Origin of the sequence: Streptomyces sp. cf386 (assembly GCF_900103585.1) — a bacterium.
In the GTDB taxonomy this organism is placed as follows: domain Bacteria; phylum Actinomycetota; class Actinomycetes; order Streptomycetales; family Streptomycetaceae; genus Streptomyces.
Map to the genome: position 1 here is coordinate 93,393 of NZ_FNHV01000025.1, position 15,237 is coordinate 108,629.

General features: G+C 70.6%; 11 protein-coding genes, 2 tRNA genes and 1 other RNA gene. 2 read left to right on the forward strand and 12 right to left on the reverse strand.

Annotated features, from left to right (window positions below; genetic code table 11):
• Positions 1–21: 21 nt before the first annotated feature.
• Positions 22–97: transfer RNA gene (locus tag BLU79_RS41155), tRNA-Gly, on the forward strand.
• 72 nt (positions 98–169) lie between these two features.
• Here the strand turns inward: BLU79_RS41155 and BLU79_RS41160 are convergent.
• From BLU79_RS41160 to ffs, 6 genes are all read right to left on the reverse strand, one after another.
• The gene (locus tag BLU79_RS41160; RefSeq protein ID WP_093911155.1) at positions 170–1,069 is read right to left on the reverse strand and encodes a phosphoribosylaminoimidazolesuccinocarboxamide synthase; all 900 of its coding nucleotides are present in this window, start codon (positions 1,067–1,069) and stop codon (positions 170–172) included.
• Positions 1,070–1,166: 97 nt separating this feature from the next.
• Positions 1,167–2,657, reverse strand: a complete 1,491-nt coding sequence (locus BLU79_RS41165; protein ID WP_093911156.1) for a N,N-dimethylformamidase beta subunit family domain-containing protein — start codon at positions 2,655–2,657, stop codon at positions 1,167–1,169.
• 261 nt (positions 2,658–2,918) lie between these two features.
• A complete protein-coding gene (locus BLU79_RS41170) occupies positions 2,919–4,823 on the reverse strand; it encodes a hypothetical protein (RefSeq protein ID WP_093911157.1) in 1,905 nt (634 codons plus the stop codon).
• Between the two features lie 317 nt (positions 4,824–5,140).
• The gene (purD, locus tag BLU79_RS41175; RefSeq protein WP_093911158.1) at positions 5,141–6,391 is read right to left on the reverse strand and encodes a phosphoribosylamine--glycine ligase; all 1,251 of its coding nucleotides are present in this window, start codon (positions 6,389–6,391) and stop codon (positions 5,141–5,143) included.
• A 144-nt stretch (positions 6,392–6,535) separates the two neighbouring features.
• Positions 6,536–8,920, reverse strand: coding sequence for a DNA polymerase III subunit gamma and tau (locus BLU79_RS41180; protein WP_093911159.1), 2,385 nt, complete (start codon positions 8,918–8,920; stop codon positions 6,536–6,538).
• A gap of 182 nt (positions 8,921–9,102) precedes the next feature.
• An RNA gene (gene ffs, locus BLU79_RS41185) (signal recognition particle sRNA small type) lies at positions 9,103–9,199 on the reverse strand.
• 73 nt (positions 9,200–9,272) lie between these two features.
• Here ffs and BLU79_RS41190 point away from each other — a divergent pair.
• A tRNA-Ser gene (locus BLU79_RS41190) sits at positions 9,273–9,360 on the forward strand.
• A 66-nt stretch (positions 9,361–9,426) separates the two neighbouring features.
• Here BLU79_RS41190 and BLU79_RS41195 read toward each other — a convergent pair.
• From BLU79_RS41195 to BLU79_RS41220, 6 genes are all read right to left on the reverse strand, one after another.
• Positions 9,427–10,053, reverse strand: a complete 627-nt coding sequence (locus BLU79_RS41195) for a histidine phosphatase family protein (RefSeq protein WP_371132037.1) — start codon at positions 10,051–10,053, stop codon at positions 9,427–9,429.
• The gene (locus tag BLU79_RS49495) at positions 10,050–10,532 is read right to left on the reverse strand and encodes an SRPBCC family protein (protein WP_093911160.1); all 483 of its coding nucleotides are present in this window, start codon (positions 10,530–10,532) and stop codon (positions 10,050–10,052) included. Before BLU79_RS49495 ends, BLU79_RS41195 begins: the two co-directional genes overlap by 4 nt.
• Before the next feature lie 15 nt (positions 10,533–10,547).
• Positions 10,548–12,353, reverse strand: coding sequence for a carbamoyltransferase family protein (locus tag BLU79_RS41205; protein WP_093911161.1), 1,806 nt, complete (start codon positions 12,351–12,353; stop codon positions 10,548–10,550).
• A 54-nt stretch (positions 12,354–12,407) separates the two neighbouring features.
• Positions 12,408–13,454, reverse strand: a complete 1,047-nt coding sequence (locus tag BLU79_RS41210; protein WP_177001373.1) for an NAD(P)/FAD-dependent oxidoreductase — start codon at positions 13,452–13,454, stop codon at positions 12,408–12,410.
• 17 nt (positions 13,455–13,471) lie between these two features.
• Positions 13,472–14,431: a cucumopine synthase-related protein gene (locus BLU79_RS41215; protein WP_093911163.1), complete on the reverse strand. Its 960-nt coding sequence runs from the start codon at positions 14,429–14,431 to the stop codon at positions 13,472–13,474.
• Between the two features lie 308 nt (positions 14,432–14,739).
• Complete coding sequence (locus BLU79_RS41220; RefSeq protein ID WP_093911183.1) at positions 14,740–15,192, reverse strand: nucleoside deaminase; 453 nt, start codon at positions 15,190–15,192, stop codon at positions 14,740–14,742.
• Positions 15,193–15,237: the final 45 nt, after the last annotated feature.

Here is a 15,237-nt window from a genome sequence, read left to right on the forward strand (position 1 = left end):
GGTTCTCGCGCCACGGCGCATGCGAACGTAGCTCAGTTGGTAGAGCGCAACCTTGCCAAGGTTGAGGTCGCGAGTTCGAACCTCGTCGTTCGCTCCACGTCGAAGCCCCCGGTTCTCACCGGGGGCTTTCGCGTTGCCCCCGGATTTCGCCGGGGGCGGTGGCATGCGGTCAGCTCCAGCTGGTGCCCGTGAGGCGCTCGTAGGCCTCCACGTACTTCGCCCGGGTCGCGTCCACGACCTCCTGCGGCAGCGGCGGCGGGGGCTGCTCGCTCTTCCTGTCCCAGCCGGACGCCGGCGAGGTCAGCCAGTCGCGGACGAACTGCTTGTCGTACGACGGCTGCGCGCGGCCCGGCTGCCAGGTGTCGGCCGGCCAGAAGCGGGAGGAGTCCGGGGTGAGGACCTCGTCGGCGATGACCAGCGTCTCCCCGTCGAAGCCGAACTCGAACTTGGTGTCCGCGAGGATGATGCCGCGGTCGCGGGCGATGTCCCGGCCGCGGGAGTAGACGGCGAGGGTGGCCTGGCGCAGCCGCGCGGCGGTGTCGGCGCCGACCTGGCGGGCGACCTCCTCGTACGAGACGTTCTCGTCGTGCTCGCCGACCGCGGCCTTGGTGGCCGGGGTGAAGATCGGGGCGGGCAGTTCGCTGCCGTCGACCAGGCCCTCGGGGAGGGCGAGGCCGCAGACGGTGCGGGAGTCGTTGTACTCCAGCAGGCCGGAGCCGGTGAGGTAGCCGCGGGCCACGGCCTCGACCGGGACCATCTTCAGCGACTTGCAGACGAGGGTGCGGCCCGCCCAGTCGGCGGGGGCGCCGGCGGGCACGTCGGTGCCCAGCACGTGGTTGGGGACCAGGTCGGCGAGCTGGTCGAACCACCACAGGGAGAGCTGGGTGAGGATGCGGCCCTTGTCGGGGATCTCGGTCGGCAGCACCCAGTCATAGGCGGACATACGGTCACTGGCGACCATCACGAGGTCGCCCGCCTCGTTCTGGTACAGCTCGCGCACCTTGCCGGTGTGCAGGTGCACCAAGCCCGGAACCTGGATCGGCTCGGGCTTTTCTACGAATCCGGACACGGTTCCTCCCCGTGGTTCTGTCCAAGTGGCTCGATTCTCCCGTATGGCCGGGGATCACCCTTGGGTGGGGGTCTGCCGGCGAACGTCTCAGCGGAGCTCAGTCACGTTTGCAGATGCGGTCCAGGAGGTTCGCGGTGGCGCGCTGGACTCGGGTGTCGACGTGGCCCGGGCGGTCCAGCGCCGGAGACCAGGCGAAGGTTCCGGACGCGAAGACCAGGGCGCCGGAGGGGGCACGGTAGAGGGACGTCTCCTGGTGTCGGAGGGCGCCTTCGCGGTCGGTGTACGGGGAGTGGGCGAGCAGGATGCGCTCCTCGTGCTCGGGCAGCGGGGTGCGCGGGAAGTAGCGGTCGGCCTCGCCCGCGACCAGGTCGGCGATCTCGTCGCCCTCGTGGGCGCCGGTCGCCTCCCACAGCCAGTGGTCGGCGTTGCGGACGATCAGGGGGTGGGGCTCGGGAACCTGGCCGGCGTACTGGATACCGATCACCTCCTGCTCGGGGCGGTCGATCTCCCGCCAGAGCACCGGGCGGCCGGGGCCCCTGCGCTTGCGGCAGGTGAGCAGGCGGTCGGGGACGCCGGACGGGGAGGGACCCAACTCGACCTGCCAGTACATGGAGTTGGCGGAGAGGAAGACGAGGGACGTGCCGTTCTCGCGGGCCAGCTCGACGGTGCGGCGCATGTTCGTCGACCAGTACTCGTCGTGGCCCGGGAAGACCAGTCCGCGGTAGCGAGTGGGGTCGACGTGGCCGCCGTGCAGGTCACGGGCGTCGGCGTAGGCGATGTCGTAGCCGTAGCGCTCGGCCCAGCGGATGAAGTCGTAGGCGTGGCCGACGTGCAGGGGGAGGCCCGCGCCCGCGTACGGGCGGTCGAAGGAGACGGTGGTGGCGGCGTCGGCCTCGCCCAGCAGACGACCGTCCTCGTCCCAGGCGTGGTAGAGGCTGGCGCCGGTGTGGCCGTCCTCCGGGTAGAGGTTGTAGGCCTGCCAGGTGACGTCGGGGAGGAGCAGCAGCAGATCCGCGGGGTGCTTGTCGCGGACGGTGAAGGGGATGTGGGAGCGGTAGCCGTCGGCGGTGGTGAGGACGGCCACGTACGCGCCGATGCTCCAGTAGCTCGGGACCTGCAGGCGCCAGGACAGCCACCAGTGGTGGCAGGAGACCGTGCGGTCCGCGGTGAGCGGCGGGGGCTGGACGATGCCGGAGAGGCGGGGGCTGGTGGTGATCTTGGCGGCGCCGTCACCGCCGTAGTGGCCGATGCGGTAGATGTCGACGGCGAATTCCTGGGGCGGGTCGACGGTGATGTGGAAGTCGACGGCCTCGCCGGGGGCTACCGCGCCGGTCGAGGTGAAGCCCTTGATCTGGCGGTGGACGTCGTCGGCGGAGCGCGGGCCGGCGCTTCGGGGGGCCGGGACCCTGGGGGTGCCCGAGGTCGGAGGGTGGGCCTGGCCGTCGACGTACCAGGGGACGACCTGGCCGGTGTCGTCGAAGTACGTCACGTTGCCGCGCAGCCAGGGGACGGGGCCCTGACCGAAGGGGTCCGTCACGGCGTGCGCGAGTGCTCCCGACTCCCAGCGGCGGATCTGCTCGGATCCCATGGCCGTACCCCTCCCTCGTGCCCCCGTGGTGCTGCCTTGAGCGTTGCGTGTGTGGTGCGGGTGGTGCGTGCGCTTGCGGTTTCTGCCGCGTGGCGTGGGCGTTGGTGTGTCTGTCGTATGTCGTAAGCCCTTGCCATATGCGCTATCGATCCCAGCACATCACATTGCGCACGCATCCTGTCACTATTCGTTGCGAATTGGCCGAAAGTGGAACCGGGGGCTCCGACCCGCTTCGGCTGTCGGACGACGGTCGGAGGGCTGTCAGACGAGGCGTACCGGCTTCTCCGGGCGTATCCCCGAGTCCACCAGCCAGGCGCGCAGGGGTGCCGGGTCGCCGTCCTTGATGAGGCTGAGGACCCTCGGGGTGAGATCGGCCGTTCGCTCGCCGTCGATGAGGAGGGTGGGGCCGTCGAGCCAGTCCAGGCCGGGGGTCGCACCGGCGGTGTCCATCGCGGCGCAGCACACCATCGCCGTCACGTGGTCGGTGAGCAACTCGCGGGCGGTGCGCGGTGGTTGGAGCGGGAAGAGGGGGAGCGCGCCCAGGTCCAGGAAGGTGGTGTCGGGGGCGGGGGATGCCTGCTGCTCGGCGGGGGCTGCGGCCTCCTCGCGGGCCAGTTCGGCGGTCAGGCTTGCGGCGAGGGCGGAGCTTCGTTCGGTTTCCTGGTCTTCGTCGTCGTGAGCGTCATCGCCGTAGTGAAGGTCGTCGTCGAGGGAGACGTCCTCGGCCATGGACTCGTAGGGGGGCCTGGGGGCGCTGGGGGTATTGGCGGCGTCCGGGGCCTCTGCGGTTTCTGAGGACTGGACGGGGGTGTCCTCGGTGCCGTGGATGGCGTGGATGCCCTCGGCGGCGGCTGTGGGGGCCGGTGGGGACGAGAGGTGGTCCAGGACGCGGGCCAGGGTCGGGCCGTCCGTCGACGGGGGTGTGCCGTCGGTGGTGCGGCGGACGCCGAGGGCGTCGAGGACGCGGTGGAGGCGGGCCGCGTCCGTACGCCATTTGCGGTCGACGACCTCCTCCGGGTACTCCTGCCAGTCCACCGGAGACCAGTCCGGGCCGGGCTCGGCGGGTCCGCCGTGGAAGAGGCGGGCAGCGAGGAGTGAGGCGGCCTCGTCGACCGCGCCGGGCTCTTCCAGCAGGTCACAGGCGGGGCGCTCGCCCAGCCGGGAGGCGAAGCCCTCGGCCAGTCGGTCCCGGCGGGACAGCTCGGTGAGCGCGGCGACGACGCCCGCGTCCAGCCGGGACGGCCAGCGGCCCATCCGCCAGGCGGGCAGCGCGACCCGGGTGAGCAGCCGGTCCCAGCCCGCGTACGCCAGCCCGACCTGTTCCTGGGCGACGATCCGCAGTCCGTAATCCACAGCCTGTGCACGCTCGGCGGCTGCGGCGGCCACACCCCGCTCCATCTCGGTGGCGTGGTCCCGGCAACTGCGCAGCAGCAGCCGCGCGACCCAGCCGAGGCCCGCGCACACCGCCCGGGATCCCGGGCAGCGGCCGCGCGTCGAGGCGACGGCCACGGCGGCGTCCAGGCCGCGGACGAAGCGCCGTGCCTGGGCTATGTCCGGGTGGGCCGAAGGTCCCGTACCGGCAACGACCGGGGCGAGGACCGCGCGCAGTTCACCGACGCGCATCCACCACAGGAACGGGGAGCCGATGACGAGGACAGGGGCGACGGGCGTACGGCGGTGGGCGCCGCGCGACGCGCCGCCGCGCAGGCCGTTGAGCCCGCTCTCGTCACGGTCCTCGGTCGGTGGCGGGCCGTGGGACGGGTGGGTGCGGTCCTCCAGCCAGCTGTCGCAGTCCGGGGTGAGCGCTATCGCGGACGGGGCCGGGACGTCGAGGCGGTCGGCGAGGTCGCGCACCATCCGGTACAGGTCCGGGGCCTGCTCCTCGGCTATCGCGACCGTCGGGCTGACGGCGGGGCGGGAGCGGGCGACGACCAGGGCGATGACGGCGGCGGCGAGCAGGACGAGGACGGCGACGGGGGTCACGACCCACCGGGCGACGTGCCAGCCCGGGCCGACGAGGTGGTTGGTGGAGGCGCCGGCGAACAGCACCACGGCGAACGCCGCGGGCAACAGGGCCACGGCGAGCGCGCGGCTGCGGATGCGCAGCACGGCGAGGGCACGAGCACGAGCTGCCTGCGCACCCATCTCCACACCGATACCGGTCACGGCCGGACCTCACCCCCTCCGTGGTGCCCTGGCTGTCCGAACTGTCCTGGCTTTGCTCACTCCCCCACTGTGGCACCCACCACTGACATCGCAATGCCGGTGGGCCAAGTGCCGGAACGCTTGCGCCGCACCCTAGTTGGGGCGTCGACCCACGTCAGCCGGATGGGGCATCGGTCACTCGATGGAATGGCTTTGGGGAAAGGTGGATGACGGACAGCGATGATCAGGCCCCGAATCCTGAGACGGATTCGGGGCCTGCGGGGTTTATCGGAGGTGGGGGTTCGCGGGGGGTTCGAGGGAGCGTGGGGGGCGCGTACTTACGCTCCTGCCGCCTTGGCCGCGATGTCCGAACGGTGCTGGGAGCCGTCGAGCTTGATGCGGGCCACGGCCTTGTACGCGCGGTCGCGGGCCTTGGCGAGGTCCTTGCCGGTCGCCGTGACGGACAGGACACGACCGCCGGCGCTCACCACCGCGTCGCCGTCGTACTTGGTGCCCGCGTGCAGGACATAGGCGTGCGGGGCGTCCTCGGCGGCCACCTCGTCGAGGCCGGTGATCGGGTCGCCGGTGCGCGGGGTGCCGGGGTAGTTGTGGGAGGCGACGACCACGGTGACCGCGGCGTCCTCGCTCCAGCGCAGCGGCGCCAGGTCGGCGAGGTCGCCCTTGGCGGCGGCCAGCAGGACACCGGCCAGCGGGGTCTTCAGTCGGGCCAGGACGACCTGGGTCTCGGGGTCACCGAAACGGGCGTTGAACTCGATGACCCGTACGCCGCGGGAGGTGATCGCGAGACCGGCGTAGAGAAGGCCGGAGAAGGGCGTGCCGCGGCGGTGCATCTCGTCGACGGTCGGCTGGAGGACGGTCTCCATGACCTCCGCGACCAGCTTCGGGTCGGCCCACGGGAGCGGGGAGTACGCGCCCATGCCGCCGGTGTTCGGGCCCTCGTCGCCGTCGAGCGCCCGCTTGAAGTCCTGGGCGGGCTGCAGCGGGACGACCGTCTCGCCGTCGGTGATGGCGAACAGGGAGACCTCGGGGCCGTCGAGGAACTCCTCGATGACGACGCGCTCGCAGGAGTTGGCATGCGCCCTGGCCGCCTCGATGTCGGCGGTCACGACGACGCCCTTGCCGGCGGCGAGGCCGTCGTCCTTGACGACGTACGGGGCGCCGAAGGCGTCGAGGGCCTCGTCGACCTCGGCGGGCGTGGTGCAGACGTAGGAGCGGGCCGTGGGGACGCCGGCCGCCGCCATCACGTCCTTGGCGAAAGCCTTGGAGCCCTCGATCTGCGCGGCCTCCCCGGAGGGGCCGAAGACCGGGATACCCGCCTCGCGCACGGCGTCGGCGACCCCGGCGACGAGTGGTGCCTCCGGCCCTACGACCACGAGGTCGGCGTCGAGCCGAGTGGCCAGCGCGGTGACGGCCTTGCCGTCCAGGGCGTCGACCTGGTGCAGCTCGGCGACCTCGGCGATGCCGGCGTTGCCGGGGGCGCAGTGCAGCGCGCTGACGTCGGGGTCGAGGGACAGGGAGTGGCACAGGGCGTGTTCGCGGGCGCCGCTACCGATGACGAGGACCTTCACGGGGGTCAGCCTAACGGGATTTTTGTGCGGGACGATGAGGGGTGGGGGGTTGGCGACCTGTGCGTTCCTCCAAGTTGGTGGCCGCAGGTCCCGCTACTCGATGGGCCCCACTGCTCGCTCGGTCCCGCTACTCGCTCGGTCCCGCTACTCGTTAATGATCTCCTCCACCACCGTCGCCCCCAGCTCCCGCACGATCAGGTCGTGGCCGGACAGCGCCGACTCGTTGAGGTCGGGGTCGTCGTCCTCCGGGATGTCGTCCTCGGGGGCGACATGGACCGGCGGCTCGGGGGCGGCGGAAGGCTGGGGGGCCGGGGGGCGGGCAGCCGTCGGGGCCGGGGTCGCCGAGGCCGTCGGAGGCGGGGTGGGTGCCGTGGGCGCCGGCTGGGCAGGGGCCGGGCGCTGGGCGGTCGTACCGCCGCCACCGCCGTAGCCACTGTTGCCGCCACCGCCGTAACCTCCGGCGCCGCCTCCGCCCCCGCCGAAGCCGGAGGAGCCGCCGCTCGGAGGAGGCGCCGAGCCTCCGCCCGACGGGTCGATGACCGCCTCGATCTTCCACTGGACGTTGAACTGCTCGGCCAGCGACTGCTTCAGCACGTCCTCGCTGCCGCTGCTCGCGAAGTTGTCGCGCGCGCCGGCGTTGACGAAGCCGATCTGAAGGGTGGTGCCGTCGAAGCCGGCCACATGGGCGTTCTGGCTGAGCAGGATCCAGGTGAAGCGGCGACGGTTCTTGACCGCCTCCAGGATGTTCGGCCAGAGCGTGCGGGGGTCGGGGCCGCCGCCGGGGGGTGGTGCGTAGACGGGTGCCGCGCCCGCAGGGGGAGCGGGCGTGGGTGCCGCGGGCGGCGGTGTCGGCGCGGGGCCGCCGGTCGCGGGGGGCGTCGAGGGCTGGGCGCCGCCGCCTGCCGGGGTTGCCGTGGGCCAGCCGCCGGGGCGTCGGCCGCTGCCTGCGGGGGCGGCGGTGGGCCAGGCGCCGGGGGCGGAGCCGGAAGCGGGGGGAGCCGAGGGGGGTGCGGGGGCGGGAGCGGGCTCCGGGGTGGGCGGTGCCTGGGGCGGCTGCGGCTGCTGGCCGCTCTGGGGCGCGGGGGGCGCGGAGGGGGGCGTGCCCATGGGGGCGCCCTGGCCTGCGGGAGCCGCACCGGCGGCAGCGGCAGCGGTCGTACCGTCACCGCCCGGGCCACCCGGGCCGCCCATGCCGGCGGTCGGCGCACCGGTGCCCGGTCCGGCGCCGGGTGCCCCCGAAGCCCGTACGGCCGCGCGGGCCGCGGCAGCGCCGCCACCCGGCGGGACGGGCGCCGCGGCCATCCCGCCATGGGCGTCGGGACCGGGCACGTATCCCATGGCGGGCATGCCGGTGCCGCCCGCGGAGAAGTTGACGCCCCGCTCCAGCCGGTCGAGCCGGGCCATTACGGAACGCTCGTCCCCGTAGGCCGCCGGGAGCAGCACGCGCGCGCAGATCAGTTCCAGCTGGAGCCGCGGCGAGGTGGCCCCCCGCATCTCGGTCAGCCCCTCGTTGACGAGGTCGGCGGCGCGGCTCAGCTCGGCGGCGCCGAAGGTGCCGGCCTGGGCCTGCATGCGTTCCAGGACGTCGGCCGGGGCGTCGATGAGCCCCTTCTCGACCGCGTCCGGCACGGCGGCCAGGATCACCAGGTCCCGCAGCCGCTCCAGCAGGTCGGCGACAAAGCGACGCGGGTCGTTGCCGCCCTCGATGACACGGTCCACGACCTCGAAGGCGGCGGTTCCGTCACCGGTCGCGAAGGCCTCCACGACGGAGTCGAGCAGCGAGCCGTCGGTGTACCCCAGCAGGGAGGTGGCCATGGCATACGTCACACCCTCCTCCCGCGCTCCAGCCAGCAGCTGGTCCATGACGGACATGGAGTCACGCACGGATCCCGCGCCCGCGCGCACGACGAGCGGCAGGACGCCCTCCTCGACGGGGATGTTCTCGCGACCGCAGACGTCGCCGAGGTAGTCCCGCAAGGTGCCCGGCGGGACGAGCCGGAAGGGGTAGTGATGGGTCCGCGACCGGATGGTCCCGATGACCTTCTCGGGCTCGGTCGTGGCGAAGATGAACTTCAGGTGCTCGGGCGGCTCCTCGACGACCTTCAGCAGCGCGTTGAAGCCGGCCGACGTGACCATGTGGGCCTCGTCGATGATGTAGATCTTGTACCGGCTGCCGGCGGGGCCGAAGAAGGCCTTCTCGCGCAGCTCACGGGCGTCGTCCACACCACCGTGAGATGCCGCGTCGATCTCGATGACGTCGATGGAACCGGGCCCGTTGCGCGCCAGGTCCTGGCAGGACTGGCACTCCCCGCACGGGGTCGGCGTGGGCCCCTGCTCGCAGTTCAGACACCGCGCGAGGATCCGCGCGCTGGTCGTCTTGCCGCATCCGCGCGGACCGCTGAACAGGTACGCGTGATTGACCCGGTTGTTGCGCAGCGCCTGCTGCAGCGGGTCGGTTACATGCTCCTGCCCGATGACCTCGGCGAACGACTCCGGGCGATAGCGGCGGTACAGCGCGAGAGACGACACGCATACGAGGTTATAGGCGCCCACTGACAACGCGGACCGCCCGGATGTGGGGATGCCCACGGGGCGACACGGGGCGACACGGGGCGAAAGGAGCTGCACGCGCGCGTGGCCTCGTACCTGGCCGCGTACTGCAAGATCCCCAACGCGCGCCCGCTCTTCGAACGGGGGGCGGCATCCGGGGAACGCAAGACCCCCCACGCACCCGCCAGAGCCAACCTACCCTTGCTGCCTTCCGGCCCTGGGGGAGTTCAGTCAGATAGCGCCGCGTGAGGGGCTGAGCCCCAGCCTACCTGATCGCCGGGTGCCCGAACGAGTTCGCTAGCACCCTCCAGCGTCATGTAATGTTTCCGGCGGAGGATTCGCCTAGAGGCCTAGGGCGCACGCTTGGAAAGCGTGTTGGGGGCAACCCCTCACGAGTTCGAATCTCGTATCCTCCGCCAGTGCCTCACCGGGCACGATGTCGAAGGGCCCCACCGTTCGCGGTGGGGCCCTTCGACGTTGCGGGGTCAATTCAAGTGGTGGGTGTCATTGAGGGCCCGCACCATGGCGGTGCCGTCCTCGTCGTACGTCACCGTCGACAGGGAGGCCGCTGCGACTTCCATGCGGAACAAACTGTGTGGTGGGGCTTGGAGAGCGAGGCGGAGCAGGGTTCTGAGGGGGCCGACGTGGGAGACGACCAGAACCGTGGCGCCGGCGTACTGGGACACGAGGCCGTCTCGTACGGCGGCGACCCGGCGCGTGACCTGGTGCATGGTCTCGCCCGCGCCCGTGGGGGGACTCTCCGGCGAGGCGAACCAGGCGCTCAGGTCGTCCGGGTAGCGTGTGCGGACCTCGGTGAAGGTGAGGCCTTCCCAGACGCCGAAGTCCGCTTCCCGCAGGTCCCGGTCGATCTGGACGCTCAGGCCGAGGCGCGCGGCCACGGCCTGAGCGGTCTCCTGGCAGCGCCGCATCGGTGACGTGACGACCGCCGCGATGCCGCCGCGGTGGGCGAGAGCCTCTGCCGCCGCTTCGGCCTGGCGGCGTCCGGCCGGTGAGAGTCCCGGGTTGGATCCTCCGCTGCCGGAGAGCCGCCGCTGCGGGGTGAGCAGGGTTTCGCCGTGCCGCAGCAGTACGAGCGTCGTCGCGTCACTCACCTCGCGGTCTTCGCGAAGTGGTCCCGTACGGCGTCGGTCTGCTTCTCCATGACGTCGATGATGGCCTCGACCACGTTCAGGTCGGCGTCCTCGGCGATGTCCAGGGTCCGCGACCAGTCGAAGAAGCTGCGGGCCGGGTCGTTGGTGATGGGGAATACGCGGATGGTGGCCTCGTACTTGGCGACACCGCTGGTGGGGGCGACGGCCCGGTAGGACTGGGTCTTGTTGATCTCGTCGCGGGCGGCGATCTCCTGCTGGACGAGACGGCCGTTGAGCGTGAGCTTGAAGTCGTAGCGGGCCGGGACGGTGTCGACCGAGCCGCCCTCCACCCAGCTGACGTCCCGGTGGATGTCCAGGTCGCCCGGGGACACGATGTCCAGGATCTGCATGGCGTCGCGGACGGTCGCCCACACGGTGTCCGGGTCGGCGTCGAGGATGGTGGAGTGGTACATGGTGTGCTTGCGCTGGATCGTCGGCACGGCGTGCTCCTTCTTCTATTTCTTGTGCTTCTTGGCGATGACGTGGTTGCCGAGGATCAGGTAGTCGATCTCGGTGCCCATGAAGCAGTTCAGGGCGTCGGTGGGCGTGCAGACGATGGGTTCGCCGGCGACGTTGAACGAGGTGTTGATCAGGCACGGGGTGCCGGTGAGTTCGGTGAACCTCCGCAGCAGCGCCGTGAGCCGTGGCGTTCCCTCGTCGGTCAGGGTCTGGATGCGGGAGGAGCCGTCCACGTGTACGGCGCCTGGGATGCGGTCCTTGTACTCGTCGCGGACCGGGAAGACGAACGTCATGTACGGCGAGCTCGTCTTGCGGCCCATGTCGAAGATCTTCGGTGCCTGCTCCTCGAGGACGAGGGGAGCGAACGGGCGGAAGGGTTCGCGGTGCTTGACCCGGGTGTTGATGATGTCCTTGATGTCGGTGAAGCCGGGGTTGGCGAGGATGCTGCGATGCCCCAGCGCGCGTGGCCCGTGCTCGACGCGGCCTTCGAACCAGCCGATGACGACCTTCTTCGTCAGCAGCTTCGCCACCTGCTCGATGACCTCGTCGTCGTCCAGGTGTGAGACGACGACGCGGCCGGTGAAGGCCTGAAGGGCCTCCTCGATCGCGGACTCGTCGTAGGACGGGCCCAGATAGGGGGTGACCGGTGCGGAGGTGGCGGCGCGGATGTCCGCGGGGGCGGTGTCGGGGTGGTTCAGCCAGGCGTGGGCTGCCGCTCCGATGGTGATGCCGGTGTCCGAGGCGCCGAAGCTGACCTGCATGTCCTCGAAGCGGGAGCCTTCGAACAGCGGGGTGTTGTTCAGGCAGTTCAGGGCGACGCCGCCCTCGAACAGCAGCCGGTCGAGGTCCGTCCGCTTCTCCAGGTGGCGGACCTGGTGGGCGGTGGCGACGTTCAGCATCTCCTGCGCGGCGGCCGCGACGCGGGACGTGTACGCGAGGGTGTCCTCGAAGGGGCCGAAGTACTCCTCGAACAGGGCGTCGTGGCTGTGCAGGTTGTCGGTCTGAAGGGGCTGGGTGAAGGTGTAGCGGCCGTCGTCGTGCAGCCGTAGGAGGTTGTCGATGAAGGGGTTCGGGGTTGGGGGGTCGGCGTATCCGGCCAGGCCCATCACCTTGTACTCGTCGTTGTTGGGGACGAAGCCGAGGAAGCGGGTGATGGCGGAGAACAGGGTGCCCATGGAGTACTGGGCGCCGGTGACGGTGTCGTCGAAGACGGTGATCCGGCCGTCGCGGATCTCGCCCGTCAGGGTCGAGAAGCGTTCGGCGCGGCCGTCGCTGACGAGGAACGCCGCGTCCTGCATGCCGGCGAGGTAGTAGCCGGTCGTGGCGTGGGCCAAGTGGTGCGGGACGAAGCGGACCTTGGCCGGGTCGGGGCGGTGTCCGGTGCGGGCCTCGAAGTCCGCGAGGATCGCCTCGTGGCTGACGACCTGCTCGAACAGGTCGGCCATGTTGCCCATGAGGCCGGTCTTCGTGTCCTCCGGCGCCGACGAGGCGCGGATGGCGTCCAGGGTCTCGTCCAGGACCTGGGCGGACCAGTTCCAGGGGAAGGCGAACAGGTCTACGTCGTCGAACGTGATCCCGGCTTCCTTCAGGCACCAGTCGATCGCGTTCACGGGGAAGTCGGTGGTCTTCTTCTCCCGGTTGAGGCGTTCTTCCTCCACCGCGGCAACCAGGCGGCCGTCGATCAGGAGCGCGGCGGCGGCGTCGTGGCCCAAGAGGTAGTGCTTGTTGATGCCGGTCGCGCCGAAGCGTTCGGAGAAGAACTCCGACACCCGGCTGAAGCCATTACATCCGAGAACAATCACGGCAATCTTTCCTGGTCTAGGGCTGCTTGGCGGCTACTGGGCGGCTACTGGCGGCTATTTGGCGATCAACAGGTCGCGTAGCTGCTCCCCTGCCGCGGGTGCCTGGCACAGGCCCGCGCCGGTGAATCCGGCCGCGTACAGGAAGCGGCGGGTGGGGTGTTCGCCGATGAAGGCGGTGTTGGTGGGGCTCGCGTCGAAATCGCCGCTCCACGCGCGGTGCAGGCCGATGCCGTCCAGGGCGGGGAACAGGGTGCCGAGATGGCCGGCGATACGGCCGAGCCAGGCCTCGCGTGTCTCGCCCGCTTTGGGTGCGCCCATGGCGAGGAGGATGCGGTCCTTCCATGAGCGGATCCGCAGGCCGGATGCGGCGTGCATCGTCATGGGCAGATCGGGGTGCGGGGAGGGCGGTACGTCGGTGAACAGCATCTCCATCGTGCGGGGCCGCATCGGCAGGTCGACCGACGCCATGGACGCCACCTCGCCGGACCAGGGCCCGGCCGTACACACGATGCTGTCCGCCTTGATGCCGCCCTGCGCGGTGTGGACGGTGTTGTCGTCGTCGATGCGGGTGACGGGGGTGTGGGTGAACAGGCGGGCGCCGTGGTTGCGGGCGGCGGCGGCGTAGCCGCGGACGATGTCGAGGCCGTCCACGTGGTACGCCTCGGGCGACCAGGCGGCGGCCAGGACGGCGCGCTCGTTGAGCAGCGGGTTGAGTCCGGCCGCTTCCCGGGCACTGATCAGGCCGACTTGGACGCCGGCGGCCCGCTGGGCCTGATGGCCGGCCTCGAAATCGGCGATCTGCTGTTCGTCGGTGAACAGCGCCATGAACCCGAGCCGCTTCAGGGCGAGGGGGGCCTCGGTGTGGCGGGCGAAGTCCTGATAGGCGTTCAGGCTGCGTACGGCCATCCGCCCGGTGTGGGGGTCGCCGGGGAAGTAGGTGCGGATCATGCCCGCCGTGTGCGCGGATGCCCCGCCCCCGAGGCTTCCGCGTTCCAGCAGCACGGTGTTCACGCCGGCTTCGGCGAGGTGGTAGGCGGCGGAGGTTCCGATCACTCCCCCGCCGATGACGACGGCGTCAGCGCGGGCAGGCAGGGCGCTCAAGGTCGCTCCGGGCATCGCTACGCGCCGACCGTGGCGGCCTGCTGGCGCAGGTGGTCCCCGGTCTCCCACGGGTACAGCTGGAGGTTCCAGCCGCCGAGGCAGTTGATGTAGAGGGCCATCTGGCTGGTGACGGCGTAGAAGTCGTCACGGTCGAGGCGGTCGAGGACGCCGAGGAAGCGCTGGGTGAACGCCCACAGCTTCTCCAGACCGCAGTAGCCCAGGAACTCGGCGGGGACGCCGACCATAAGGCGGGTCATGTGGACGAGGGAGTCCATGGGCATGCCCTGGACCGCGGCGCGGACGAGTCCGCCGTAGGCGGCGTACCCCAGGGGCCGGGTCTCGCCGTTGACGAACAGCAGGGTGGGCAGGACGGTGCCGAAGTTGCCCGCCTGGGAGGGGATGACGCCCTGGTGGAGGTCGTCCAGCTCGGCCGGCGGTGCGAGCCAGATCTTCTCGGTCTCGGCGACGATGTCGGCGATCAGGTGGCTGGCGGCCGTGTTGGTGGCGTGGAGCATCGGGATGCGGTGGCCGCCCGGCTCGCCCGCGCGGCGGACTTCGGCGAGGATCTGCTTCTTCGTGGAGTAGACGGCGTCCCAGATCGCGGCCCCGGCTTCCAGCAGGGCGGGCATGTCCGCCTCACGAATCCGGCCGACGGGGGTGGCGGGCATCGGCTCGGTCAGGGTGCCGTACTTGATGCCCAGGTGCTGCAGGCCCGAGCAGAACACGGTGCCGTCGGGGGCCTCGCGCCGGTCGGGGATACGGGTCGCGTGGGGGGTGTGCAGCAGCGTGGGAATCGGCGCTACGTGGTAGAGGTGCTCGCCCGCGATGAGGGCGTGTCCCTGGAGGCTCCGGTACGGCAAGGACTCCCACAGGGCGTCGGCGAGTGCCGGGTTGCGGTCGTCAAGGTCGGCGGTGACCGTGATGCCGAGGTCGGGCCAGGAGATCTCGATCTGACGGCCAGGCAGCTTCTCGGACAAGGCTTTCCCCGTTCGTTGGTTTGGCTTGTCCGAGGAGTCCATCGCCAACTGGCCTGTTTCAGACAGGCGTTGAAAGCATGAAACCTTGATCGGCCTGGGATCCGCAGTTTGTGCGTTTCTATGGAACTGCAGCTCAGGCGGGCAGTGCCAAGTACACAAAGACAGAAAGGCAGACAGGCAGACAGGCAGACAGGCAGACAGGCAGACAGGCAGAAATTGAACGAGGCCCCCAGGCTGCCGTGTTGAGATTCCTGATATCTCAACACAGCGGCCCAGGGGCCTCGTTCAATTTCGCAGTGAACCGGGTTTCAGTAGTCGATACGGTCGGACTTCGCCAGCCACGCGTCGAACGGTGCCGTACGGTTCGGCATGTCAACTCGCTCGATCTCCATCGGCCACAGCTCCGCGGGCCTCTTCTCGAACAGGTCGTAGAACTTGCGATCATCGAAACCGGCCACCGCGGCGTCATCGCGATCAGCGGCGAAGATGATCCGGTCGACTCGCGCCCACAGCGCGGAGGAAAGGCACATCGGGCACGGCTCACACGAGGTGACCAGGACACAGCCCTCAAGTGAGAAGGTGCCGAGCTTCTGGCAGGCGGCACGGATCGCGCTCACCTCGCCATGCGCCGTCGGGTCCAGGTTCGAAGTGACCTTGTTGTTGCCGATCGCAACAATCTCGCCATCCTTGGCGATCAGTGCGCCGAACGGACCGCCGCCGTTCTTCACGCTGTTGGTGGCAAGGCCGATGGCCTCGTCCATCCAGGCGCGCTCGACGTCCTGGATGCTCGCTTCTTGGATGTGCGC

Excerpts from the sequence above, each read along its gene's own strand:
- BLU79_RS41165 (WP_093911156.1), bottom strand. The coding sequence starts at position 2,657 with ATGGGATCCGAGCAGATCCGCCGCTGGGAGTCGGGAGCACTCGCGCAC.
- BLU79_RS41220 (WP_093911183.1), bottom strand. The coding sequence starts at position 15,192 with ATGGACGAGGCCATCGGCCTTGCCACCAACAGCGTGAAGAACGGCGGC.